Annotated in this window: 23 protein-coding genes; 14 read left to right on the plus strand and 9 right to left on the minus strand. The window is 66.4% G+C overall.

Annotated features, from left to right (window positions below; genetic code table 11):
- Nucleotides 1-66 precede the first annotated feature (66 nt).
- Together J2X06_RS05170 and J2X06_RS05175 are read left to right on the plus strand one after the other, a co-directional pair.
- Nucleotides 67-2,160, plus strand: a complete 2,094-nt coding sequence (locus J2X06_RS05170; protein ID WP_310059140.1) for a S9 family peptidase — start codon at nt 67-69, stop codon at nt 2,158-2,160.
- Between the two features lie 93 nt (nt 2,161-2,253).
- Nucleotides 2,254-2,568, plus strand: coding sequence for a hypothetical protein (locus J2X06_RS05175; RefSeq protein WP_310059143.1), 315 nt, complete (start codon nt 2,254-2,256; stop codon nt 2,566-2,568).
- Between the two features lie 67 nt (nt 2,569-2,635).
- Here the strand turns inward: J2X06_RS05175 and J2X06_RS05180 are convergent, their stop codons facing one another.
- The 8 genes from J2X06_RS05180 to J2X06_RS05215 all read right to left on the minus strand — a co-directional run bounded on the left by J2X06_RS05180 (nt 2,636) and on the right by J2X06_RS05215 (nt 10,027).
- Nucleotides 2,636-2,836 carry a YbdD/YjiX family protein gene (locus J2X06_RS05180; protein WP_310059146.1) on the minus strand — a complete coding sequence of 67 codons (201 nt, stop codon included), beginning with the start codon at nt 2,834-2,836 and terminating at the stop codon, nt 2,636-2,638.
- A gap of 7 nt (nt 2,837-2,843) precedes the next feature.
- Nucleotides 2,844-4,904: a carbon starvation CstA family protein gene (locus J2X06_RS05185; protein WP_310059149.1), complete on the minus strand. Its 2,061-nt coding sequence runs from the start codon at nt 4,902-4,904 to the stop codon at nt 2,844-2,846.
- A 123-nt stretch (nt 4,905-5,027) separates the two neighbouring features.
- Nucleotides 5,028-6,029 carry a magnesium/cobalt transporter CorA gene (gene corA / locus J2X06_RS05190; protein WP_310059151.1) on the minus strand — a complete coding sequence of 334 codons (1,002 nt, stop codon included), beginning with the start codon at nt 6,027-6,029 and terminating at the stop codon, nt 5,028-5,030.
- A gap of 31 nt (nt 6,030-6,060) precedes the next feature.
- Nucleotides 6,061-7,254, minus strand: a complete 1,194-nt coding sequence (locus J2X06_RS05195; RefSeq protein ID WP_310059155.1) for a DUF4105 domain-containing protein — start codon at nt 7,252-7,254, stop codon at nt 6,061-6,063.
- On the minus strand, nt 7,247-8,116 hold the full coding sequence (locus tag J2X06_RS05200; RefSeq protein ID WP_310059158.1) for an HlyC/CorC family transporter: 870 nt from the start codon (nt 8,114-8,116) through the stop codon (nt 7,247-7,249). The genes J2X06_RS05195 and J2X06_RS05200 overlap by 8 nt, the downstream gene beginning before the upstream one ends.
- A gap of 94 nt (nt 8,117-8,210) precedes the next feature.
- The gene (ybeY, locus tag J2X06_RS05205; protein ID WP_310059160.1) at nt 8,211-8,690 is read right to left on the minus strand and encodes an rRNA maturation RNase YbeY; all 480 of its coding nucleotides are present in this window, start codon (nt 8,688-8,690) and stop codon (nt 8,211-8,213) included.
- A gap of 21 nt (nt 8,691-8,711) precedes the next feature.
- A complete protein-coding gene (locus J2X06_RS05210; protein WP_310059164.1) occupies nt 8,712-9,698 on the minus strand; it encodes a PhoH family protein in 987 nt (328 codons plus the stop codon).
- A 92-nt stretch (nt 9,699-9,790) separates the two neighbouring features.
- Nucleotides 9,791-10,027, minus strand: a complete 237-nt coding sequence (locus J2X06_RS05215) for a hypothetical protein (RefSeq protein ID WP_310059167.1) — start codon at nt 10,025-10,027, stop codon at nt 9,791-9,793.
- 139 nt (nt 10,028-10,166) lie between these two features.
- On the opposite strand from J2X06_RS05215, the gene J2X06_RS05220 reads away from it, so the two are divergent.
- The 7 genes from J2X06_RS05220 to J2X06_RS05250 all read left to right on the plus strand — a co-directional run bounded on the left by J2X06_RS05220 (nt 10,167) and on the right by J2X06_RS05250 (nt 16,516).
- The gene (locus tag J2X06_RS05220) at nt 10,167-10,865 is read left to right on the plus strand and encodes a TetR/AcrR family transcriptional regulator (RefSeq protein WP_310059169.1); all 699 of its coding nucleotides are present in this window, start codon (nt 10,167-10,169) and stop codon (nt 10,863-10,865) included.
- 42 nt (nt 10,866-10,907) lie between these two features.
- Nucleotides 10,908-11,861, plus strand: coding sequence for an HlyD family secretion protein (locus J2X06_RS05225; RefSeq protein ID WP_430539496.1), 954 nt, complete (start codon nt 10,908-10,910; stop codon nt 11,859-11,861).
- Nucleotides 11,862-11,881: 20 nt separating this feature from the next.
- Nucleotides 11,882-12,811, plus strand: coding sequence for an ABC transporter ATP-binding protein (locus J2X06_RS05230; RefSeq protein WP_310061250.1), 930 nt, complete (start codon nt 11,882-11,884; stop codon nt 12,809-12,811).
- A complete protein-coding gene (locus J2X06_RS05235) occupies nt 12,808-13,929 on the plus strand; it encodes an ABC transporter permease (RefSeq protein WP_310059175.1) in 1,122 nt (373 codons plus the stop codon). Before J2X06_RS05230 ends, J2X06_RS05235 begins: the two co-directional genes overlap by 4 nt.
- A 181-nt stretch (nt 13,930-14,110) precedes the next feature.
- Complete coding sequence (locus tag J2X06_RS05240) at nt 14,111-14,530, plus strand: hypothetical protein (RefSeq protein WP_310059177.1); 420 nt, start codon at nt 14,111-14,113, stop codon at nt 14,528-14,530.
- Nucleotides 14,531-14,534: 4 nt separating this feature from the next.
- A complete protein-coding gene (locus J2X06_RS05245; protein ID WP_310059179.1) occupies nt 14,535-14,729 on the plus strand; it encodes a hypothetical protein in 195 nt (64 codons plus the stop codon).
- 101 nt (nt 14,730-14,830) lie between these two features.
- Nucleotides 14,831-16,516: an amidohydrolase gene (locus J2X06_RS05250; RefSeq protein WP_310059182.1), complete on the plus strand. Its 1,686-nt coding sequence runs from the start codon at nt 14,831-14,833 to the stop codon at nt 16,514-16,516.
- Between the two features lie 41 nt (nt 16,517-16,557).
- On the opposite strand, the gene miaB is transcribed toward J2X06_RS05250, so the two are convergent.
- Complete coding sequence (miaB, locus tag J2X06_RS05255) at nt 16,558-17,946, minus strand: tRNA (N6-isopentenyl adenosine(37)-C2)-methylthiotransferase MiaB (RefSeq protein WP_430539497.1); 1,389 nt, start codon at nt 17,944-17,946, stop codon at nt 16,558-16,560.
- A 159-nt stretch (nt 17,947-18,105) separates the two neighbouring features.
- On the opposite strand from miaB, the gene J2X06_RS05260 reads away from it, so the two are divergent.
- The 5 genes from J2X06_RS05260 to J2X06_RS05280 all read left to right on the plus strand — a co-directional run bounded on the left by J2X06_RS05260 (nt 18,106) and on the right by J2X06_RS05280 (nt 22,674).
- Nucleotides 18,106-19,017 carry a lytic transglycosylase domain-containing protein gene (locus J2X06_RS05260; protein WP_310059184.1) on the plus strand — a complete coding sequence of 304 codons (912 nt, stop codon included), beginning with the start codon at nt 18,106-18,108 and terminating at the stop codon, nt 19,015-19,017.
- 180 nt (nt 19,018-19,197) lie between these two features.
- Nucleotides 19,198-19,836 (plus strand): ubiquinol-cytochrome c reductase iron-sulfur subunit, encoded by a 639-nt coding sequence (petA, locus tag J2X06_RS05265; protein WP_310059186.1) that lies wholly within the window; start codon nt 19,198-19,200, stop codon nt 19,834-19,836.
- A 3-nt stretch (nt 19,837-19,839) separates the two neighbouring features.
- Complete coding sequence (locus tag J2X06_RS05270) at nt 19,840-21,099, plus strand: cytochrome b (protein ID WP_310059187.1); 1,260 nt, start codon at nt 19,840-19,842, stop codon at nt 21,097-21,099.
- Between the two features lie 46 nt (nt 21,100-21,145).
- Entirely contained in the window at nt 21,146-21,892 is a 747-nt protein-coding gene (locus tag J2X06_RS05275) for a cytochrome c1 (protein ID WP_310061253.1), read from the plus strand.
- 146 nt (nt 21,893-22,038) lie between these two features.
- Nucleotides 22,039-22,674, plus strand: a complete 636-nt coding sequence (locus J2X06_RS05280) for a glutathione S-transferase N-terminal domain-containing protein (RefSeq protein WP_310059190.1) — start codon at nt 22,039-22,041, stop codon at nt 22,672-22,674.
- Nucleotides 22,675-22,776: the final 102 nt, after the last annotated feature.

Consider the following 22,776-nt stretch of genomic DNA (forward strand, 5'->3'; position numbering starts at 1 on the left):
TGCGCGGGCAAGGGGAGGGTGAAAAGCAAAAGCCAACTACTGCTTTCCTTGTATCGAGAGAATTCCATGTCACCACGTCACGCCCTGCTTCCACTCGCCCTGATGCTGGCCTGCGCTTCGTCGCAGGCCCTGGCCGCCCGCGGATTCGAAGTCCGCGATATGGCCAAGCTCGACCGCGTCTCCTCGCCGACCCTGTCGACCGATGGCCGTCGCGTGGTGTTCGCCAAGCGCGTGATGGACTACGCCGCCAACAAGGCGTCGACGTCGTTGTGGATCGAGGACCTGTTCGCGCGTGACGCCGCGCCGCCGGTGCGCCTGACGCCGGAAGGCTGGAACGTCAACTCGCCGAGCTTCTCCGCCGACGGCCAGACCGTGTATTTCCTCAGCGCCAAGTCGGGCAGTTCGCAGCTCTACGCGATCCCGGCCGGTGGCGGTACGCCGAAGCAGCTCACCGCATTCGATGCCGACGTCGCCGGTTACAAGCTCTCGCCGGACGGCAAACGCGTCGCCTTCAACGTGGAAACCTTCGTTGAGTGCAAGCAGGACCTGGCCTGCACCAAGAAGAAGATGGACGAGCGCGGCCAGCAGAAGAACACCGGCATGGTGTTCGACCGTATCTTCATCCGTCATTGGGATGCCTGGAACGATGGCCGCCTGAATCGCCTGTTCGTCGCCGCGCTTCCGACCGACGGCAAGGCGACGAGCGCCGCGACGCTGGTCAGCGGCGACGTCATCGGTGACGTGCCGTCGCGACCGTTCGGCGACAGCGCCGAGTACACCTGGTCGCCCGATGGGCAGAGCCTGGTGTTCAGTGCGCGCCTGGCGGACGCGAAGGAGCCGACCTCGACCAACTTCGATCTGTACCAGGTCAACGCCGACGGCAGCGCGGGTGCGAAGAACCTGACGACGGACAATCCCGCCTGGGACACCGGCGCGGTGTTCAGTGGCGATGGCAAGACCCTGTACTACCGCGCGATGAAGCGTCCCGGTTTCGAGGCCGACCGCTTCGGCTTGTTCGCCCTGGACCTGGCCAGCGGCCAGCGTCGGGAAATCGCGCCGGCATGGGATCGCTCGGCCGACGGCATCGCCTTGTCCGCCGATGGCAAGACGATCTACACCACCGCCACCGACCTCGGCGAGCACCCGCTGTTCGCGGTCGACATCGCCAGCGGCAAGTCCACCAAGGTGGTCGGCGAGGGCAGCATCTCCGCCTTCCAAATGGCCGGCCCGACGCTGGCGCTGACCCGCAATACGCTCAAGAGCGGCGACGTGCTCTACACGACCAGCACCGACGCCAGGGCGCCGTTGCGCGCGATCACGGCGGCGACCGGCGAGACGCTCAAGGACGTGGCGTTCGGCGAGTTCGAGCAGTTCAACTTCAAGGGCTGGAACGGCGACACGGTGCACGGCTACGTGGTCAAGCCGTGGAATTACGTCGAAGGCAAGAAGTACCCGGTTGCCTTCCTGATCCACGGCGGCCCGCAGGGCAGCTTCGGCAATGGCTGGAGCTACCGCTGGAACCCGCAGACCTACGCGGGCCAGGGCTATGCGGTGGTGATGATCGATTTCCACGGTTCCACCGGCTACGGCCAGGCCTTCACCGATGCGATCAGCCAGCACTGGGGCGACCGCCCGCTGGAAGACCTGCAGAAGGGCTGGGCCGCCGCGCAGCAGAAGTACGCGTTCCTCGACGGTGGCAACGCCTGCGCGTTGGGCGCCAGCTACGGCGGCTTCATGGTCAACTGGATCGCCGGCAACTGGCATACCCCGGCGTCCGGGGCGTGGAAGTGCCTGGTCAACCATGACGGCGTGTTCGACCAGCGCATGATGGGCTACGCCACCGAGGAGCTGTGGTTCACCGAGTGGGAGCAGGGTGGCACGCCTTACGACGTTTCGAAGAACTACGAGAAGTTCAACCCGGTCAACCACGTCAAGGAATGGCGCGTGCCGATGCTGGTGATCCACGGCCAGCAGGATTTCCGCATCCCGGTCGAGCAGGGCATCGGCGCCTTCACCGCGCTGCAGCGCCAGGGCATCGAGTCGAAGTTCCTGTATTTCCCCGACGAGAACCACTGGGTGCTCAAGGCGCAGAACAGCGTGCAGTGGCACGATACGGTCAACGGCTGGCTGAAGCAGCACATCGGCCAGGCCACGCCGTAAGTCGGGTGCCGGGGGTGTCCCCCGGGCCGGATGGTTGACGCGACGGCGTCCAGGGGTTGAACCTTGGACGCCGTCTGCTTTCAGGGGGAGCTCATGGGCGACATTCCCAAGCCGGATCGACAGGTCCCGTCTTTCCAGATACAGCCTCTGGAGGGTTCGCCCCAAACCGGGCGCCTTCCGCAGGAGCTGTCCTTCAAGGAGCGGCTGCTGCAGGAGCAGGCGACGCCGGACGCGCCCGCCTCGGGCCAACCCGCCACGTATCAGGGAACCGAGCGCCGAAACGGCAAGGAACGGCGACAGGGGAATGAACGCCGCGAAGAGTTCCGCTTCGAGCCGGGCAAGGATGACCGCCGCAAGGGCAAGGACCGGCGCAAGCACAGCCGGTTGGACGACACGCTGCTGCGCTGAGCGAGCGCGCGCACCACAGCCTCAGCATGCTGCGGCGCGCCATCGCGTAGCGGCGCCACTACCAGCGTCAGCAACAGCGCGAACGGCCCTTGCCGTAACGCGCCAGCATGCGCTCGTGGAAGAACTCATCGCGTGTCATCGGGACGAGCGCGGGATGGTGCCGGCGCATGTGGTCGACGTAGTTGTCGTAGTCGGGTATGCCGATGGCCAGGCGCGCGGTCTGGACACTGGCGCGCCACCAGCGCGCCAGTAATGAGCGGGCCAGCATTCCGATGTCAGCGACTGACCGCATCCATCGCGACATAGTCGCTCTCCTTGGTGGTGGGAGCCTGGCTGGCACGCGCCGCCAACGCTGCGCGCACGCCGAAGAAGACGGTCGCCAGCAGCACGGCAATGAATAGTGCGGCCAGTCCGGCGTCCACGTAGTTGTTGAAGATCACACGTTGCATGTCCTCCATGGACTTCGCCGGGGCCAGCACTTCACCGCGCGCGGCAGCGTCGGCGAACTTGCGGGCGTTGGCGATGAAGCCGATCTTCGGGTCTTCGTGGAACAGCTTCTGCCAGCCGGCCGTCAGCGTGCAGGTCAGCAGCCACGCGGTCGGGACCAGCGGCACCCACAGGAACTTCTCGCGCTTCATCTTGACCATCACCACACTGCAGAACACCAGCGCGATGCCGGCCAGCATCTGGTTGGCGATGCCGAACAGCGGCCACAGCGTGTTGATGCCGCCCAGCGGGTCGACCACGCCCTGGTAGAGGAAGTAACCCCACAACGCGACCGCAAGGCCGGTGCAAGCGACGTTGGCTGGCCAGCTATCGGTGCGCTGGAACGGCGTATATGCCAGGCCTATCAACTCCTGGATCATGAAGCGCGCCACACGCGTACCGGCGTCGATGGTGGTTAGGATGAACAACGCCTCGAACAGGATCGCGTAGTGGTACCAGAACGCCATCATCCCTTCGCCACCGACCAGGCCGTGGAGGATCTGCGCCATGCCGACCGCGAGCGTCGGCGCGCCACCGGTGCGCGACAGGATGCTGGCCTCGCCGATCTCCCTGGCGGTGGCGGTCAGCACTTCGGGGGTGAGCACGAAGCCCCAGCTCGAGATCGCCGCCGCCGCCGATTCCGGCGTGGTGCCGATCAGCGCCGCCGGCGCGTTCATCGCGAAGTACACGCCAGGCTGCAGCACGCACGCGGCGATCAACGCCATGATCGCGACGAAGGCTTCCATCAGCATGCCGCCGTAGCCGATCAGCGGTATCTGCGATTCGTTCGAGAGCATCTTCGGCGTGGTGCCGGAACTGATCAGCGAATGGAAACCCGAGACCGCACCGCAGGCGATGGTGATGAACAAAAACGGAAAGAGTTTGCCGCTGAACACCGGACCGGTGCCGTCGATGAACCTGGTCAGCGCCGGCATCTGCAGGTCGGGCCTGGCGACCAGGATCGCCACGGCCAGCACCAGCACGGTGCCGATCTTGAGGAACGTGGACAGGTAGTCGCGCGGCGCCAGCAGCAGCCACACCGGCAACACCGCGGCGACGAAGCCGTAGCCGATCAACAGCCAGGCGAGAGAAGTGGCCTTGAGGCGGAACACTGCCGCCCAAGCCGGATCGGACGCAACGAGGCCGCCCAGCCAGATCGACAGAAGCAGTCCCGCGAAGCCGAGCACCGATACCTCGAGGATGCGACCCGGGCGGAAGTAGCGCAGGTACACGCCCATCAGGATCGCAACCGGGATGGTCATCGCCACCGTGAACGTGCCCCATGGGCTTTCGGCCAGCGCCTTGACCACCACCAGCGCCAGCACCGCCAGCAGGATGACCATGATCATCAGGATGCCGACCATCGAGATCATGCCGGCGGAGGGGCCGATCTCGGCGCGGATCATCTCGCCCAGCGAACGTCCGTCGCGGCGCGTGGAGAAGAACAGCACCAGCATGTCCTGCACCGCGCCGGCGATGACCACGCCGAACAGGATCCAGAGCGTGCCGGGCAGGTAGCCCATCTGCGCGGCCAACACCGGGCCGACCAGCGGGCCGGCGCCGGCGATCGCGGCGAAGTGGTGGCCGAACAGCACAGCCCGTGGCGTCGGCACGTAGTCCAGGCCGTCGTTGCGGCGCCAGGCCGGAGTCGCGCGGCTGGCATCGACCAGCAGGGCGTTGCGTGCGATGTACAGGCCGTAGAAACGGTAGGCGATGGTGAATACCGACACCGCCGCCACCACCAGCCACATCGCGCTGATGGTTTCGCCGCGGTGCAGCGCTATGGTGCCGAGACAGAACACGGCCAGGACCGCGAGCGCGGCCCAGCCAAGCCAGGACAAACCTTTCATGACGCCCCTCCGATGGATCATCGAAGAGTCGCGCCACAGGAGTTCGGGGTCAATGCGCAATGCGGCATGCCGCCTGCGACTTTGGCTAAACGTGCGGCAGGTCGCGCCGCAGGGTGATGAGCGCTAGAGCCACTTGGCGCGGCGCAGGTACCCGTACAGAACGAGGACCACGACGATCGTCACGCCGACCATGACCGCGTAGCTGTGGCGTCCGGCCAACTCCGGCATGTGCTTGAAGTTCATGCCGTACCAGCTGGCGATCAGGGTGGGGGCTGCCAGCAGCGCCGCCCAGCCAGCCAGTCGCTTGACCACCTCGCCCTGCTGGATGGTGACGAGCGACAGGTTGACGCTCATGGCCGCCGTCAGCATTTCGCGCAGCGTGTCGGTGACCTCGTTGATGCGCACGGTGTGGTCGTGCACGTCGCGGAAGTAGAGTTGGCTTTCTTCGTCGATGATGTTGCTGCGCAAACGCGCCAGCTGGCCCAGGATGTCCTGCAACGGCGATACGGCCATGCGCAGCCGGGTCAGCTCGCGCTTGAGGTCGTAGAGTTTTCGGACCGTGTCCTTGCGGAAATCCTCGGCGAAGATGTCGTGCTCCAGCTCGTTGAGGTCGCTGCTGAACTCATCGACGATCGGGGCGAAGTTGTCGACGATCAGGTCCAGGACCATGTACAGCGCCGCGCCCGGCCCGTGCGCCATGTCCCCAGGCTCGCGCTCCAGGCGCGCCCGTGCCGGCGCATAGCTGACCGAGGCGCCGTGTCGTACCGTCACCAGGTAGCGTGGTCCGACGAACAGGTGCGTCTCGCCGAAGCGGATGTGCGAATCCACCGACTGCGCCGTGTGCACGACGATGAACAACGAGTTGCCGTAGTTTTCCAGCTTCGGGCGCTGGTGCGCGTTGTTGGCATCCTCGATGGCGAGGTCGTGCAGGCCGAACTCTTCCTGCAGCTTTTCGAGGATGCCCTCGTCGGGCTCGTACAAGCCGACCCAGACGAAGCTGCCGTCGTCCTCCGCCAGCACGTCGCTGATCGCGTCGAGGCTGATGTCGCGACGCTGGCCGTCGCGGCTGTAGACGGCGCAATTGATCACGCACAGGGGCAGGGTTGGATCCTTCATGGCGTGCATCCTGCCCCCGCGCCGCAGGCGCGGCAAGCGCTCAGCGCCGGCGGAAGGCCTGCAGCAAACCGAGCTGGATCGGCAGCAACAGCGAGATCCAGTGTGCGTTGCGCTGGGGCAATACGGGCAGCCAGTACATGAACAACCCGAGCACGGCGCCGGCGGCGATGACGGCCAGCCATCGCACGAACCACGGGCCGGGATCGCGGCCGCGCAGCACGCGCCAGGCACCCGGAAGCAACAGCCAGCTCAGCGGGCTCAGCAGCAGCAGGTTGTGGTTGGCCCAACCATAACGATGCGCGGTGCCGAACCAGATGAACAGCATCAGCGCGGCGAGCACACCTGACAGCAGCCAGAACGGCAACGCGACCGCCGCGAGCGCGCGCGGTCGGCGACGACCCAGCCAGATCGCGCCGATGCCGATCGCGATGCCGGCCAGTGCCCACGGCCACCAGCGCGGCGGTGCGTCCTGCGGCTCGGGCGGCAGCAGGTGCGGCAGTACGGGCTGGTCGCCGAGGACCAGCGGACGGCCATGGCCGTTGGTGGTTTCGCGCAGGGCATCGGCCAGGCGCATCGGAACGAAGGATTCGTTCCACACCGGCTGCGGCAGGTCCGCGGCCGGACCCAGGCCCAGGTCGAAGCCCAGCCACATCCACCACGCCGGCCGCGCCAGCCGCACCGCCTCGCTGCGGTAGGTACTGCCGTGCGAGCGTCCTTCGATCTGGCGGCGCAGGCCGCCGCCGAGCGTGCGATCGATGGCATCGCGAACGCGCGTGGAGCAGTTGTCGTCGAAATACTGGTAGCGGTAGAAGGCGTTCTCGGGCTTGGCGTTCTGCGCGAGCGCTGCGGCGAGTTCGTTGGCTTGCCTGTCGTCCAGGTCGAGCCACTGCACGTCGACGCCACGACCTTCGTCGCGGTACTGCGCCAGGTCCTGCTCGAACGGCAGCGCCGCCAGCCGGTAGCGCATTTCGCCGCGGATGAAGCGGCCGAAGAAATCCTCTTCGGTCGGATCGAAGAAGCCGAAGTTGTAGGACATCGCCGCACCGGTGTCGGCATCGACCACCACCAGTGCGTTGTGCCCGAACCGCTCCCAGAAGATTTCGCCCGGCTGCATCGTGGCCACGCCGATGCGCGGCGCGGCGGCGAAGGCAGGCGTGGCGGTGAAGGCATTGACCGCCAGCAGCCAGAGCAGACAGGTGACCAGCAGCCGCCGCACGCGGCCCGCGTTACGCATCGCCCAGCACGCCGACGTGGAAGGCGTGCACGCGGCGCGCATCGGCGCTGGAGACGCGGAACACGAAGCGGCCGAGCGTCAGCTCCTCGCCGGATTCGGGCAGGTGGCCGATCGCGGCGGTGATCAGTCCGCCGATGGTGTCGTACTCGTCGTCGTCGAAATCGGCGCCGAAGCGCTCGTTGAAGTCCGAGATCGGCGTCAGCGCGTCGACCACGAACTGGCCGTCGGCCTGCGCCGCGATCAGCGCGTTCGGGTCCTCGGCGTCGTCGTGCTCATCGTCGATCTCGCCGACGATCTGCTCCAGCACGTCCTCGATCGTCACCAGGCCGGCGACGCCGCCGTGCTCGTCGATGACGATCGCCATGTGGTTGCGCGACTGGCGGAACTCGCGCAGCAGCACGTTCAGGCGCTTGGATTCGGGGATCAGCACCGCCGGGCGCAGCAGCGAGTGGATGCTGCCGGGGCCGTAGTCGGCGACCACGCCGCGCAGCAGGTCCTTGGCCAGCAGTACGCCCAGGATCTCGTCCTTGTCCTCGCCATGCACCGGAAAGCGCGAGTGGCCCGATTCGACCACCTGCTTCATCAGGTCGATGAATTTGCCGTCGGCCGGCAACGAGACCATTTGCGCGCGCGGGATCATCACGTCGCCGACGGTCATGTCGCCGATCGCGATCGCGCCTTCCATCATGCGCAGCGTGTCTGCGGCGATCAGGCCGTCGGCCTGCGCGTCGCGCAGCAATTCGACCAGGTCTTCGCGGGTGGTGGGCTCGCCGGATAGCGCCGAACTGATGCGTTCGAGCCATGACCTCCGCCGTTCCTGCGGTTCCGGCGCGTGGAAGCTACTACTGTCGTCCTCGGACATTGCGTTCTTGAAGGCGCCCGTGGGGAAGGGCGTCCCGATCAGTCTAGCGCATGCCGGGAGGGGCGGCAGGAAGCCGGCCGGGGAGCGGGCCGGCTCAGGCGCGGTAAGGGTCGGCGATGCCCATGGTCGCCAGGATCTCGCGCTCGAGCTGTTCCATGCATTCGGCCTCGCGCTCGTCGTCGTGGTCCCAGCCGAGCAGGTGCAAAGCGCCGTGGACGGTCAGGTGGGCGTAGTGCGCGGCCAGCGGCTTCTTCTGCTCCTTGGCCTCGCGCGCCACGACCGGGGCGCACAGCACCAGGTCGCCCAGCAACGGCATCTTCACGTCCTTGGGCAGGCCTTCGGGCAGTTCGGCCGGGAAGCTGAGCACATTGGTCGCGTAATCCTTGCCGCGGTAGTGCCGGTTGAGCGCGCGTCCCTCCTTGCTGCCGACGATGCGGATCGCCAGGTCGGCTTCGCGGATGCGGTTGGCCAGGGCGGCGGCCACCCACTTGCGGAAGCTGATCGCGGCGGGGATGCCGATGCGCGGCACGGCGTAGTTGATCGTCACATCCAGGCGAATGGGGCCTTTGGTCATGGTCGAGAGCCTGTTGGATGCTCAGTGGGACGGGCCGGTGGCGGCGTCCTGCTCGTCGCGTGCGTCGTAGGCGTCGACGATGCGCGCCACCAGCGGATGGCGTACCACGTCGCGGGATTCGAAGAAGGTGAAGCTGACGCCGTTGATGTTGCGCAGTACTTCCAGCGCGTCCTTCAGGCCGGACTTCTGGTGCTTGGGCAGGTCGATCTGGGTCATGTCGCCGGTGACCACGGCGGTGCTGCCGTAGCCGATGCGGGTCAGGAACATCTTCATCTGCTCGATCGTGGTGTTCTGCGCTTCGTCGAGAATGACAAACGCATCGTTAAGCGTGCGTCCGCGCATGTAGGCCAGCGGCGCGATCTCGATGACGTTCTTCTCCAGCAGCTTGACCACCTTCTCCACGCCCAGCATTTCGTAAAGCGCGTCGTACAGCGGGCGCAGATACGGGTCCACCTTCTGGGTCAGGTCGCCGGGCAGGAAGCCCAGCTTTTCGCCGGCTTCCACCGCGGGTCGCACCAGGATCAGCCGCTGCACGCGCGATTCGTTCAACGCTTCGACCGCGCTGGCCACGGCCAGGAAAGTCTTGCCGGTACCAGCCGGGCCGATGCCGAAGTTGATGTCGTGCGTGGCGATGGCGTGCAGGTACTTGGCCTGGTTGGCGCCACGGCCGCGGATGGTGCCGCGCTTGACGCGGATGTTGACCTCTTGCGGTTCGACGCCATCGCTGGCGACGGCGTCGGCGTCGATCTCGGTCAGGCGCAGGTGGATGTCCGGTTCCGACAGCGTTTCTTCGGCGGCATCGCGCCACAGGTCACGCAGCAGTTTCTCGGCCTTGCCGACGGCGACTTGCGGGCCGACCACGCGGAACACGTTGCCGCGGTTGGCGATCTCCACGCCCAGGCGCAACTCGATCATGCGCAGGTGGCCATCGAACGGGCCGCTCAGGTTGGCCAGGCGCTCGGTTTCGGCGGGCTCGAGGACGAATTCGGAGGTGGTTCGCGATGGCATCAGAACGAAAGGTCTTCCATGGGCCGCGCGGTCGTTCGCGCGAGGGGGGTGTCAGCTTGCGCTCGCATGGCGAATTTCGCAAAGGGACGCGGTCAGTTGTCCGGGTGGTCTCGCGAGTGTTTGTGGACTCGCGCGATGTCGATGATGCCAATCACGCAGACCGCCACGGAGCCCGCCAACCACAGCCATGCAACAGAATCGGAAGCGATGTCGGCGTCGCGTGCCGCCTTCATGCCGTATCGGAGCAGACCGAGCACGCCGAGTCCCAGGAACCAGAGACCCAATGCGAAGCGACGCAGGGCAGGGGGGCGGGGCGAGTCGGGCGACATGGGGCAACGATAGACCAGCCCGCCGGCCGCGTGCCTTGCCCGGCAAGGCGGCGTGCCGGGCCGGGGCAGTAAATGCGGCCTGAACGCTCGTCGGTTCGAGGTTGAAATCTAATTAATCACATAATTAATATTTCTCCCCATGAGTCAGACCAAGCCCCAGAAGGCGCCCGTCAAGGGGCGCGGAAAGCCCGCTGGTACGGGCAGTACCGTCGGCCGGGCGCCGGGTCGCCCCGGTGCCGACAGTCCCGACTTGCGCGAACGCGTGCTCGACGCAGCCATCGCCTGTTACACGCGCCAGGGAATCGCCGCCACGTCGCTGCGGAGCATCGCGGCCGAGGCGGGCGTCAATCCGGCGCTGCTGCATTACTACTTCGGCGACAAGGAACAACTGCGCGAAGCCATCATCACCGAGCGTGTGCTGCCAGCGTTCTCCACGCTGCGCGAGCCGGTAATGGCGGCCGGAGAGGATGTCGCGGGCCTGGTGGCGGGGTTCGTGCAGGGCGTGGGCCGGCTGGTGGCCGAGCATCCCTGGTTGCCGGCGCTGTGGGTGCGCGAGGTGCTGTGCGAAGGCGGTGCGCTGCGCGACGTGCTGTTCGAGCGCATCGGGCCGCAACTGCCGCAGTTGATGGCCGCGCGGTTTGCCCAGGCGCAGCAGCGGGGCGAACTCAACGAGGACCTCGACCCGCGCCTGCTGATGGTCTCGCTGGTCGGCCTGACGCTGTTCCCGGCCGCCGGCGCGCCCATCTGGCGACGCCTGCTGCAGGCAGAGGACCTGGATTTCGATGCGCTGCGCCGGCACACGCTGGCGTTGCTGGACCGTGGCCTGGGTTGCGGCTGATTGCGTGAGGTAGAGATGAGCACTGTCACCGGAGTCGCGACCTTGAAGCGCGCACGAAGCCCCCTGTGGTTGCTGTTGGCGCTGGCCCTGACCGGCTGCAACGACGAAAGCCAGCAGGCGCTGGGCACGCTGGAATGGGACCGCATCGCACTGCCGTCGCCTGCGGCGGAGAAGATCGTCCGCATCGATGTGCGCGAGGGGCAGCGCGTGGCCGCGGGTGCGCGGCTCGTGCAGCTTGAACTGACCCGCACGCAGTCGCAGCTGACGGCCACGCAGGCGCAGGCGCGGCAGGCCGGCGACGTGCTCGCCGAACTGCAGGCCGGCCCCCGCCGCGAAGATATCGCCCAGGCGCGCGCCAATCTCGCCGCGGCGCAGGCCCGTGCCGCCAACGCGCAGGCGTTCTTCCGCCGCATGCAGCCACTGGGGCGGCAGCAACTGGTGTCCGCCGCCGAAGTGGATCTCGCACGCGCGGCGGCAGAAAACGCACAGGCGGAAGTGCGCGCCGCCCAGGAGGCCTTGCTGGAACTCGAACGCGGTACGCGCAGCGAGCAGATTGCGCAGGGCGAGTCGGCGGTCGCGTCGGCCAAGGCTCAGGCCGCGGTGCAGGCGGTCACGTTGGAGAAGCTGGATCTGATCGCGCCGCGCGCCGGTGTCGTCGACAGCCTGCCGTACCGCCTCGGCGACCAGGCCCCGGTGGGCGCGCCACTGGCAATCATGCTCGTGGGCGATGCGCCGTACGCGCGGGTCTACGTTCCCGAACCGATCCGCGCCAACGTGCGCGTCGGCCAGAGCGCGCAGGTGCACGTCGACGGCCGTGACGAACCGTTGCAAGGGCGGGTGCGGATGATCCGCAACGAGCCCAGCTTCACGCCTTACTACGCGCTGATCGGCAAGGACGCCGCGCGCCTGAGTTATCTGGCCGAAGTCGAGCTGACCGGACACGATGCCGCGCAACTTCCGTCCGGTTTGCCGGTGCGGGTCGAGTTCACGAAATGAGCGGCGATACCGCCCCCGCCATCCGCGCGCGCGGGCTGACCAAGCGGTTCGGCACGCTGGTGGCGGTCGACCATGTCGATCTGAGCGTGCCGCGCGCCAACGTCTACGGGTTCCTTGGGCCGAACGGTTCGGGCAAGACCACTTCCATCCGCATGCTCTGCGGCCTGTTGACCCCGACCGAGGGCGAGGTGGAAGTCCTGGGGCTGCACATTCCCGCGCAGGCCGAGGCGCTGCGCCGCCGCATCGGCTACATGACGCAGAAGTTCTCGCTGTTCGACGATCTGAGCGTGCGCGAGAACCTGGAGTTCCTCGCCGCAGTGCAGGACATTCCGCGGGCGCAGGCGGCCAAGCGCATCGACGAGCTGCTCGGGCAGTACCACTTCCAGGATCGCCAGAACCAGCTGGCCGGCACGATGAGCGGCGGCCAGAAGCAGCGCCTGGCGCTGGCCGGCGCGGTCATCCACAAGCCAGAACTGTTGTTCCTGGACGAGCCGACCAGCGCGGTGGATCCCGAGTCGCGCCGCGATTTCTGGGAAAAGTTGTTCGACCTGGCCGACGCCGGCACCACGATCCTGGTCTCGACCCACTACATGGACGAGGCCGAGCGCTGCCACCGCATCGCCATCCTCGATCGCGGCGTGCTGGTCGCCGACGGCACGCCAGACGAACTGACGCAAGCTTTGGCGGGCCGTACCGTCGAAGTGATCGCGCAGCATCCGCGCCGCGCGAAGCAGTTGCTGGTCGGCGTGCCCGGCGTGCTCAGCGTGGCCCAGATCGGCAATGGCCTGCGCGTGCTCAACGACCGCAACGGCGATGCCGCCGAGCGGCTGCGCAAGGCGCTGGCCGAAGCCGGCCTGCAGGCGGAAGTCGCCGATTCGCACCCCAACCTCGAGGATGTGTTCGTGTCGGCCACGCGCGGCCGCGACGACGAGCAGGGGAAAGCGGCATGAGCCTGCGGCGCCTGCAAGCGATCGTCGTGAAGGAGCTGCGGCAGATGCGTCGCGACCGCATCACGCTGGCGATGATCGTCGGCATCCCGGTGATGCAACTGGTGCTGTTCGGCTACGCCATCAACCTCAACCTGCGCGGCCTGTCGGCGGGAGTGGCCGACCAGGCCAACACCGCGGCATCGCGCGCGGTGGTGATGGACATGGTGGCGACCGGCGTGATCGAGCCGACCGTCAGCGCCCGCACGCCGCAGGAGCTGATGGAGCGCTTGCGTCGCGGCGAGATCAGCGTGGGCGTGGTCGTCCCTCCCGACTTCGAGCGACGCCGCTTCGAAGGGCGCGAGGCGGTGCAGGTGCTGGTCGACGGCAGCGACACGGTAGTACAGAGCGCGGCGGTCCAGCTGGCACAGATGCCGTTGGATACCAGGCCGATCATCAACACCCGGCCACTGCGCGAAGGCAGCACCGGCCCGGTCGCGGCCGGGCAGATCAGCGTGGTGAGCTTCTACAACCCGGAGCGGCGCTCGGCGATCAACATCGTCCCGGGGCTGATCGGCATCATCCTGACGATGACGATGGTGATGTTCACCGCCGTGGCGATCGTGCGCGAGCGCGAGCGTGGCAACATGGAGCTGTTGATCGCCACGCCCGTGAGCAGCAGCGAGCTGATGGTCGGCAAGGTGTTGCCCTATGCCGGCATCGGCCTGATACAGACCACGCTGGTGCTGCTACTGGGCGTGTGGCTGTTCGATGTTCCGATCCGCGGCAGCCTGGTTGACGTGTATGCGGCCGCGGTGCTGCTGATCATCGCCAACCTCACGCTCGGCCTGCTGATCTCGACCAAGGCGCAGTCGCAGTTCCAGGCGATGCAGATGACGTTCTTCGTGTTCCTGCCGTCGATCCTGCTGTCGGGCTTCATGTTCCCGTATGCCGGCATGCCCAGGATCGTGCAGTGGCTGGCCGAGGTGTTGCCGCTGACGCATTTCCTGCGGCTGATCCGCGGCATCATGCTGCGCGGCGCCACGCTCCCGGAGCTGTGGCCGGAAGTGCTGGCGTTGCTGGCTTTCATCACGGTGATGATGACGGCGGCGATCCTGCGGTTCCGCAAACGCCTGGACTGAGTGGTCCGCATTGGCGCGGCACCGGCTTCCTTTCTTAACGATGGGCGTGCGAGCGGGATCAACGCGATCGATCGTTGGAATGTGTCGATCGATCGACACCTAAAAACGCAAATGGGATGTTTCCTATGTTGGGCTAGCGCGCGCATAACTAAGTTAGGCCTCCTTTTATTGAGGCTCGATCGTGTCTACAAAGAACCTGCTGCTGCCCCTGGCCCTGCTGTTGTCGCTCGTGCTGGTCGCGGGCTGCGCGGCCGGGAAGGAAGAGAGCGCCTATCTCGCCCAGCCCAAGGCGGGTGATCTGTACGCGGTCGAGCTGTCCCACTTCTCGGGCAGCGAGTTCGGCGAAGACGAAACCAGCTACGGACTCATGAAGGTGATCCAGGTGACGCCGGACCAGGTCGTCTTCGTCACCGAGAACGCGGGTTGGCCGAATCCGCAGAGCGCGCGCAACGATCTGCACGGCGATCTTTCCGGCATCACCTGGGACAACTCGGAGAAAATCCCGGTCAGGCGCGCGGACTTGCCCGGGTACTACGGCAACAGGATCATCGAAATCCGACGAATGGATACCGCCCCGGTCACGGCATCCGGGGAGGGGTGATCCGATGAAGAATCTGGGTGGGTGGCTCTTTCTGCTTGGCCTCGGCTCGTTCGTTCTGAACTACTTCAACTTTGAGTTCAAGTTGTTGCGCTGGATCGATTACTGGGGTTATGCGCCGGGGATCGCGATTCGAATTGGGCTGATCGCAGTGGGCGGTGTCCTATGGCTACTTGGTCGTCGCCCCGAGCCGGAGCGCTGATAGACGCTTTGCCGCTCCTGTTCCCAAGCCGGCGCCGCTTGCGCCGGCACGAGGGTTTGCGCAAAGTCCGGGGCAGTGCTCGGATTGCCTGGGGAGGCGGAATGCGCAAGCAGCATGGGAGATTGTGGTCGGCGGCATCGGGCCTTGCGGTAGCGGCGCTGGCGTTCGCAGCGCCCGCCTTCGCCGCGGAAGTGACGGTATTGAGCGCGGCGCGGATCCACACCATGGAAACCGCGCAGCCGATCGTGCAGGCGCTGGCCTACGACGACGCCGGACGCATCCTCGCCCTCGGCGACACCGCGGGACTGCTCAAGCGTTATCCGAAAGCGAAGCGCCTGGACGCGGGCAGCGCGACGGTGGTGCCCGGTCTGATCGATGCGCATGGCCACGTCGAGGGACTTGGCCTGTCGATGCTGACCGCCGACCTCGTAGGCACGCGGACCAGGGCCGAAGTGCTGCAGCGGCTGCAGGCGTTCGCTCGGCAACTGCCGCCCGGTGCCTGGCTGATCGGCCGGGGCTGGGACCAGAACGACTGGCCTGAGCAGCGCTTCCCGTCCGCCGCCGACCTGGATGCGACGTTCCCGGATCAGCCCGTCTGGCTTGAGCGCGTCGACGGCCACGCCGGCTGGGCGAACAGCGCGGCGATGCGTGCAGTGAAGCGCGAACTGTCGGGAGCGTGGCAGCCGGAGGGCGGCCGCATCGAGCGCGATGCCAACGGCAAGCCGACCGGGATCTTCGTCGATGGCGCGACCGCGCTGGTCGATGCCGCGCGTCCCCCGATGGACGAGGCCACCGCCGAACGCGCGCTGGCGCTGGGAATGCGATCGGCCGCCGAGCACGGCCTGACCGGCGTGCACGATGCCGGCGTCGATCTCGCCGAACTGCATCGCTATCAGCGCATCGCCGACCGTGGCGAGATGCCACTGCGCATCACGGCGATGGCAGCGGGCGACGGCGACGCACTGGAGATGCTGTGTCACGACGGCCTGTACCGCCACCCGTCTGCGCGCCTGCAGATGCGTACGGTCAAGCTCTATGCCGACGGTGCGCTAGGCAGTCGGGGCGCGGCGATGTTGCAGCCCTACAGCGATGACCGCGCCAACCGCGGCCTGATGCTGATGTCGCCCGAGGCGATGGCGACTGCCGTCGCCAAGGCCAAGCGCTGCGGCGTGCAGGTAGCCACGCACGCCATCGGCGATCGCGGCAACCATGATGTGCTCGAAACCTACACTCGCGTGCTCGGCGCCGATGCTACTGGCGACCATCGCTGGCGCATCGAACACGCACAGGTGTTGGCGCCACGGGATTTGCCGCGATTGGCGCAATTGCACGTGATCGCTTCGATGCAGCCGACCCATGCGACCAGCGACATGCCCTGGGCCGAGGACCGCGTCGGCCCGCAGCGCATCGTCGGCGCCTACGCCTGGCGCCAGTTGCGCGACAGTGGAGCGCGGCTCGCATTGGGCTCGGACTTCCCGGTGGAATCGGTGGATCCGCGTCTGGGGCTGTATGCCGCCGCCACTCGCACCGATGCGCAGGGCTTGCCGGTCGGCGGCTGGCATCCGGAAGAGAAGCTGACCGCGTTCGAGGCGCTGCGCGGCTTCACGCTCGATGCGGCCTACGCCGGCTTCGCCGAGGCCGAGGTCGGCAGTCTCGCCGTGGGCAAGCGCGCCGATTTCGTGCTGCTCAAGGAAGATCCGCTGACGATCGATCCCGCGAAGCTGCGCGATCTCACGGTGCAGGCGACCTATGTCGATGGTCGCGCGGTGTACAGCGCCTCCAAGTAGCCGAGGCGTCTATCCCTTCTCCCGCCAGCGGGAGAAGGGCTTCAAACGACCTCGAGCGCGTCCGCCATCGCCACGCGCCCGCGCAGCGAGTTGCTCATCGCCTCGGTGATGACCACGTCGACGAACTGGCCGACCAGGCGCGAATGCCCCGGGAAGTTCACCGAGCGCATGTTTTCGGTCTTGCCGGTGAGCTCGTTCGGGTTCTTTTTCGACGGACCTTCCACCAGCACGCTCTGCACGCTGCCCACCATGGCATCGGAGATCGAGCGCGCATGCGCGTTGATATGCGCCTGCAGGCGCGACAGTCGAGCGTGCTTCTCCTCGCTGGAGACGTTGTCTTCCAGGTCGGCGGCCGGGGTGCCCGGGCGACGGGAGTAGATGAAGGAGAACGACTGATCGAAGCCGACGTCCTCGATCAGCTTCATGGTCTTCTCGAAGTCGGCTTCGGTTTCGCCCGGAAAACCGACGATGAAGTCGGAGGAGATCGAGATGTCCGGCCGCACCGCGCGCAGCTTGCGGATCTTCTGCTTGAACTCCAGCGCCGTGTAGCCGCGCTTCATCGCCGCCAGCACGCGGTCGCTGCCCGCCTGTACCGGCAGGTGCAGATAGTTGGCGAGCTTGGGCACGTCGCGGTAGGCCTCCACCAGAGAGTCGGAGAACTCCAGTGGGTGCGAGGTGGTGAAGCGGATGCGGCCGACGCCTTCGATCTCGGCGATGGCGCGGATCAGCAGGCCCAGGTCGGCGATTTCGCCATCGACATAAGGCCCGCGATAAGCGTTGACGTTCTGGCCCAGCAGGTTGATCTCGCGCACGCCCTGCGATGCGAGGTCGGCGACTTCCACCAGCACGTCCTCGAACGGCCGGCTGATCTCCTCGCCACGGGTGTAGGGCACCACGCAGAACGAGCAGTACTTGCTGCAGCCTTCCATGATCGAGACGAATGCGCTCGGGCCCTCGGCGCGCGGCTCGGGCAGGCGATCGAACTTCTCGATCTCGGGGAAGCTGATGTCGACCTGCGGCAGGCCGGTCTCGCGCTTGGCGCGGATCAGCTCGGGCAGGCGGTGCAGCGTCTGCGGGCCGAACACCAGGTCCACGTACGGCGCGCGCTTGACGATCGCCTCGCCCTCCTGCGACGCCACGCAGCCGCCGACGCCGATCACCACCGGCCGGTCGCCCTGCTTGAGCGACTTCCAGCGGCCGAGCTGGCTGAAGACCTTCTCCTGCGCCTTCTCGCGGATCGAGCAGGTGTTGATCAGGATGACGTCGGCTTCCTCGACGTTGGTGGTCAGCTCCAGGCCATCGCTGGCGGCGAGCACGTCGGCCATCTTGGCCGAGTCGTACTCGTTCATCTGGCAACCGTGGGTCTCGATGAAGAGCTTCTTGGTGGGCTGGGCTAGGGGCTGGCCGGCCGGGGATGTCGTATCGGTCATGTCTCGATCCGGGAGGGGCGGCGGTTAATCCGCGCCGGAGGGGCGGTAGTTTACCGGCGCAACCGGGCCTGCGGGCCGGTTTGCCGCCCTGGTCACGTTTCCGCGGTCATCAGCCATCAAGGCCTTGGCAAGGTCTGTGCGACGGGAGACACTCGCGGCATGAGGGGGGGCGCACTGCTGCTGGGGATCAGTTGTCTGCTGCTGGGCGCTCCAGCCGTGGCCGGTGCCCTGTATCGCTGCGAGGCCGCCGACGGCAGCCGCAGCTACGTCAGCAAGCCCGTCAGGGGCGCGCGCTGCACGGTGGTCAGCCAGTACCGGCCATCGAAGGAAACGGCGTCCCGTCCGGCCCCGCCGCCGTCGCCGCCAGCGGCTCTGCCCGCCGCCGTCGGGGCGGTCACGTCCGCCAGCGTGGTGACCGGCACGCCGGCCGCATCCGTGCCCAGGCAGGCAGGCGATGCCCCAATGAAGGCGCGGTTCCTGCGCATGGGCTCCACGACGACCTACTCGTATATCGACGCCAACGGCGTACGCAACTACAGCAACCGGCGGCCCGCAGGCGTGGCCAACGTCAAGGTGACGAGGGTCGACTTCCCGATCTTCCAGATCGAGAACTGCTACGCCTGCGGAGCGCTGCCTGGCGTCAATTTCGGCAAGATCCGGCTCAACACCACGGCCTACAACTCGGAAATCGCCAGCGCTTCGGCCCAGTTCGGGGTCGAGGAAGCGGTCGTCCGGGCCATCATCCACGCCGAGTCGTCCTTCAACCCGGGGGCGCTGTCGCGAGTGGGGGCGCAGGGCCTGATGCAGCTGATGCCGGCCACCGCGCGCCGTTTCGGCGTCGGCAACGCCTTCGATCCCGCGCAGAACATTCGCGGCGGCGTGCAGTACCTGGGCTGGCTCCTCAAGCGCTTCAACGGCGATCTCAGGCTTGCCGCAGCCGGGTACAACGCGGGAGAGGGGGCTGTGGACAAGTACAAGGGCGTGCCGCCCTACAGCGAGACCCAGCGCTACGTGCAGCGCGTTGCGGTGCTGGCCGAGCGTTATCGGGGGTCGGCGCCGGTCGTGCGCTGAGGTGCCGGACCGTTCCGAATCCGGGCATTCCGGGCCGGGAAGGAGCCGTGACGGCTGCGGCGGATTGTCGGGCCATTCACCGTTCCGTTACACTTCCTCGTCTTTTTGAGCCGCAAGCCGTCGCCAGTGGCGCGTGCGATGCGGCGAAACTTCGTTCTCTAAAGTTTTGCGGAGTGCCGGATGGCCAACCAAGGGATCAAAGATCCTAAAAACGATCCTGTGAACACTGGCCGCCGCCGGTTCCTGACTGCCTCCACGGCTGTGGTTGGTGCGGTCGGAGCCGGGTTCGCGGCGGTACCGTTCATCAAGTCGTGGAACCCCAGTGCGCGGGCCAAGCTGGCCGGCGCGCCGATCACGGCCGACATCAGTGCCCTGACCGAAGGCCAGCGCATCGTCCTGGAATGGCGCGGCCAGCCGATCTGGATCGTCAAGCGTTCCAAGTCGATCCTCGAAACGCTGCCGACCCTCGACAGCCGCCTGCGCGATCCCAAGTCGGAAAACAAGGATCAGCAGCCCGCCTACATCAAGGGCGAGCTGCGCTCGATCAAGCCGGAAATCTCCGTGCTGGTCGGCCTGTGCACCCACCTGGGCTGCTCGCCTGAAATGAAGGCCGAGATCCGCCCGGAGCCGTTCGATCCGGAGTGGAAGGGCGGCTACTTCTGCCCCTGCCACAAGTCGCGCTTCGACATGGCCGGGCGCGTCTTCCAGGGCGTGCCGGCACCGACCAACCTGGTGGTCCCGCCGCACCATTACGAGAACGACAACACGATCGTGATCGGCGTGGATCCCACGCAGTCCAGCAGCACGGGAGCGGCGTAAGTCATGTCCAACATCATTACCCGCACCGCCAACGGCGTCATGGATTGGGTCAACGCGCGCGCTCCCGGCATGATGCCGATGTACCGCAAGCACATGACCGAGTACTACGCGCCGAAGAACTTCAACTTCTGGTACTACATGGGTTCGCTGGCGCTCCTGGTGCTGGTCAACCAGATCGTCACCGGCATCTTCCTGACGATGCACTTCAAGCCGTCCGCGGCCGAAGCGTTCTCGTCGGTCGAATACATCATGCGTGACGTGGAGTGGGGCTGGCTGATCCGCTACATGCACAGCACTGGCGCGTCGATGTTCTTCATCGTCGTCTACCTGCACATGTTCCGCGGCCTGATGTACGGCTCCTACCAGAAGCCGCGCGAACTGGTGTGGATCCTGGGCATGCTGATCTACCTGGTGCTGATGGCCGAAGCCTTCATGGGCTACGTGCTGCCGTGGGGCCAGATGTCGTTCTGGGGCGCCAAGGTGATCATCTCGCTGTTCGGCGCGATCCCGATCATCGGCAACGGCCTGACCGAATGGATCATGGGCGACTACCTGCCCGGCGACGCCACCCTGAACCGCTTCTTCGCCCTGCACGTGATCGCGATGCCGCTGGTGCTGCTGCTGCTGGTCGTGCTGCACATGGGCGCGCTGCACGAGGTCGGTTCCAACAACCCCGACGGCGTCGACATCAAGAAGGGCCCGAAGGGCAACCGCTGGGATCCCACCAAGCCGGCCGACGGCATTCCCTTCCACCCGTACTACACGGTCAAGGACATCTTCGGCGCCTGCTTCTTCCTGATCATCTGCGCCTTCATCATCTTCTTCGCGCCGGCCTTCGGTGGCTGGTTCCTGGAACATGACAACTTCACCGAGGCCAACCGCCTGGTGACGCCGGAGCACATCAAGCCGGTGTGGTACTACACCCCGTACTACGCGATGCTGCGCGTCATTCCGCACAAGCTCAGCGGCGTGATCGTGATGTTCTCGGCGATCGCGGTGCTGTTCGCGGTGCCGTGGCTGGACAAGTCGCCGGTCAAGTCGCATCGCTACCGCGGCTGGATCACCAAGGTGATGCTTGCGATCCTGGCCATCTGCTTCCTGTGGCTGGGCAAGATCGGCGCGGGTCCGGGTACCGACCCGGTCGAGACGATCATCGGTCGCGTGCTGACGTTCCTGTACTTCACTTTCTTCATCACGATGCCGATCTGGACCAAGCTGGACCGGACCAAGCCGGTGCCGGAACGGGTGAAGATGCATGACTGACCTAATCGCCCAAGGCCCTGAAGCACACAGCCGCTCCGTCCTGAAGATGCCCATCGTGAAGAAGCTCGCCACCTTCGCCGCCGGCCTGCTGGTCTCGGCCAGCGCGTTCGCCTCCAGTGGCGGCAACCTGCAGCCCTCGGGTACCGACCTGGGCGACACCGCGTCGCTGCAGCGCGGCGCCCAGCTGTACATGAACTACTGCTCGGGCTGCCATTCGCTGAAGTACCTGCGTTACTCGCGCATGGCCGAGGACCTCGGCCTGAGCGAGGACGAGGTGATGGAGAACCTCAACTTCACCGGTGCCAAGATCGGCGAGCAGATCCAGGTCAGCCTGACCCCGGAACACGCCAACCAGTGGTTCGGCAAGATGCCGCCGGACCTGAGCCTGATCGCCCGTGTCCGCGGCAGCGACTGGATCTACACCTATCTGAAGTCGTTCTACCTGGATGAGTCGCGCCCGCTCGGCTGGAACAACCAGCTGTTCCCGAACGCGTCGATGCCCAACCCGCTGTGGGAGCTTCAGGGCCTGCAGCACGCCGAGTACGGCGAACCCGACAAGGCCACCGGCGACCGTCCGGTGCATGGCCTGAAGGTCGCCACGCCGGGCAAGCTGGACAGCGCCCAGTTCAACCAGGCGGTGCGGGACATCACTGTATTCCTCGAGTACGCCGGCGAACCGGCCGCCCTCAAGCGCCAGAACCTGGGCGTGTGGGTTGTCCTGTTCCTGGTGGGCTTAACACTGATCGCCTACCTGCTCAAGCTTGAGTACTGGCGCGACGTGGATAAGCACTGATCGCATACCGTCCACTGAAAGGCCCGCTTGATCGCGGGCTTTTCATTGCATGGCAGGGGATGCGAAGCTCGAGGCCGTGACGACCGTCCACACGGGGTGGATGGCGTCTTGCTACTGGCGGATTCCGGTGGCTGGAGAGGTCGATGATGGCGGCGAGCCCACGTATGCGTAATGCGCTGACCCTGTTTTCTTCCACCGACTGCGTGCTGTGCCACCGCGTGCGCCTGGTGCTCGCGGCCAAAGGCGTCACCTACGACCTGATTCCGGTCGACCCGCAGAATCCGCCCGAAGACCTCGTCGACCTCAACCCGTACCACTCGGTGCCGACCCTGGTCGAGCGCGACCTGGTGCTGTACGCAGCGAGCGTGGTCAGCGAGTACCTCGACGAACGCTATCCACATCCGCCGCTGATGCCGGTCGACCCGCTTTCGCGGGCACGCCTGCGTCTGGCGATGCTGCGGCTGGAGCACGACTGGGTGCCGCAGGTTCAGGCCATTCAGCTGGGCAACAAGGTCCAGGCAGAGGCGGCGCGCAAGCGCCTGAAGGAACTGCTGACCGCCTCGGTGCCGCTGTTCAAGGCCAGCAAGTTCTTCCTGAACCCCGAAATGAGCCTGGCCGATTGCGCCATGGCGCCGATCATCTGGCGGCTGGATGCGCTGGGCGTGCCGTTGCCGAAGGACGGCAAGGCCATCGAGGATTACGGCAACCGGATCTTCCGCAACCCGGGTTTCACCCGCAGCCTGACCGAGCAGGAACGCAAGCTTCGCGAGCTACCTGCCTGATTGCGCTCCCGGCATTCCGCGGCATGGTGCCGCTCGTATGATGGGGATGGAGCGCGCGTTGCGGACGCTGCATGGTCCGCTGGAGAGCCTGCTCGGCGTTAG

The sequence above is a fragment of the Lysobacter niastensis genome, assembly GCF_031457115.1.
GTDB classification, from domain to species: domain Bacteria; phylum Pseudomonadota; class Gammaproteobacteria; order Xanthomonadales; family Xanthomonadaceae; genus Lysobacter_J; species Lysobacter_J niastensis_A.

What these genes read in the sequence shown, in the direction of transcription:
- J2X06_RS05170 (WP_310059140.1), top strand. Translation starts at nt 67, where the DNA reads ATGTCACCACGTCACGCCCTGCTTCCACTCGCCCTGATGCTGGCCTGC.
- J2X06_RS05175 (WP_310059143.1), top strand. Translation starts at nt 2,254, where the DNA reads ATGGGCGACATTCCCAAGCCGGATCGACAGGTCCCGTCTTTCCAGATA.
- J2X06_RS05180 (WP_310059146.1), bottom strand. Translation starts at nt 2,836, where the DNA reads ATGCTGGCCCGCTCATTACTGGCGCGCTGGTGGCGCGCCAGTGTCCAG.
- J2X06_RS05185 (WP_310059149.1), bottom strand. Translation starts at nt 4,904, where the DNA reads ATGAAAGGTTTGTCCTGGCTTGGCTGGGCCGCGCTCGCGGTCCTGGCC.
- corA (WP_310059151.1), bottom strand. Translation starts at nt 6,029, where the DNA reads ATGCACGCCATGAAGGATCCAACCCTGCCCCTGTGCGTGATCAATTGC.
- J2X06_RS05195 (WP_310059155.1), bottom strand. Translation starts at nt 7,254, where the DNA reads ATGCGTAACGCGGGCCGCGTGCGGCGGCTGCTGGTCACCTGTCTGCTC.
- J2X06_RS05200 (WP_310059158.1), bottom strand. Translation starts at nt 8,116, where the DNA reads ATGTCCGAGGACGACAGTAGTAGCTTCCACGCGCCGGAACCGCAGGAA.
- ybeY (WP_310059160.1), bottom strand. Translation starts at nt 8,690, where the DNA reads ATGACCAAAGGCCCCATTCGCCTGGATGTGACGATCAACTACGCCGTG.
- J2X06_RS05210 (WP_310059164.1), bottom strand. Translation starts at nt 9,698, where the DNA reads ATGCCATCGCGAACCACCTCCGAATTCGTCCTCGAGCCCGCCGAAACC.
- J2X06_RS05215 (WP_310059167.1), bottom strand. Translation starts at nt 10,027, where the DNA reads ATGTCGCCCGACTCGCCCCGCCCCCCTGCCCTGCGTCGCTTCGCATTG.
- J2X06_RS05220 (WP_310059169.1), top strand. Translation starts at nt 10,167, where the DNA reads ATGAGTCAGACCAAGCCCCAGAAGGCGCCCGTCAAGGGGCGCGGAAAG.
- J2X06_RS05235 (WP_310059175.1), top strand. Translation starts at nt 12,808, where the DNA reads ATGAGCCTGCGGCGCCTGCAAGCGATCGTCGTGAAGGAGCTGCGGCAG.
- J2X06_RS05245 (WP_310059179.1), top strand. Translation starts at nt 14,535, where the DNA reads ATGAAGAATCTGGGTGGGTGGCTCTTTCTGCTTGGCCTCGGCTCGTTC.
- J2X06_RS05250 (WP_310059182.1), top strand. Translation starts at nt 14,831, where the DNA reads ATGCGCAAGCAGCATGGGAGATTGTGGTCGGCGGCATCGGGCCTTGCG.
- miaB (WP_430539497.1), bottom strand. Translation starts at nt 17,946, where the DNA reads ATGACCGATACGACATCCCCGGCCGGCCAGCCCCTAGCCCAGCCCACC.
- J2X06_RS05260 (WP_310059184.1), top strand. Translation starts at nt 18,106, where the DNA reads ATGAGGGGGGGCGCACTGCTGCTGGGGATCAGTTGTCTGCTGCTGGGC.
- petA (WP_310059186.1), top strand. Translation starts at nt 19,198, where the DNA reads ATGGCCAACCAAGGGATCAAAGATCCTAAAAACGATCCTGTGAACACT.
- J2X06_RS05270 (WP_310059187.1), top strand. Translation starts at nt 19,840, where the DNA reads ATGTCCAACATCATTACCCGCACCGCCAACGGCGTCATGGATTGGGTC.
- J2X06_RS05275 (WP_310061253.1), top strand. Translation starts at nt 21,146, where the DNA reads ATGCCCATCGTGAAGAAGCTCGCCACCTTCGCCGCCGGCCTGCTGGTC.
- J2X06_RS05280 (WP_310059190.1), top strand. Translation starts at nt 22,039, where the DNA reads ATGGCGGCGAGCCCACGTATGCGTAATGCGCTGACCCTGTTTTCTTCC.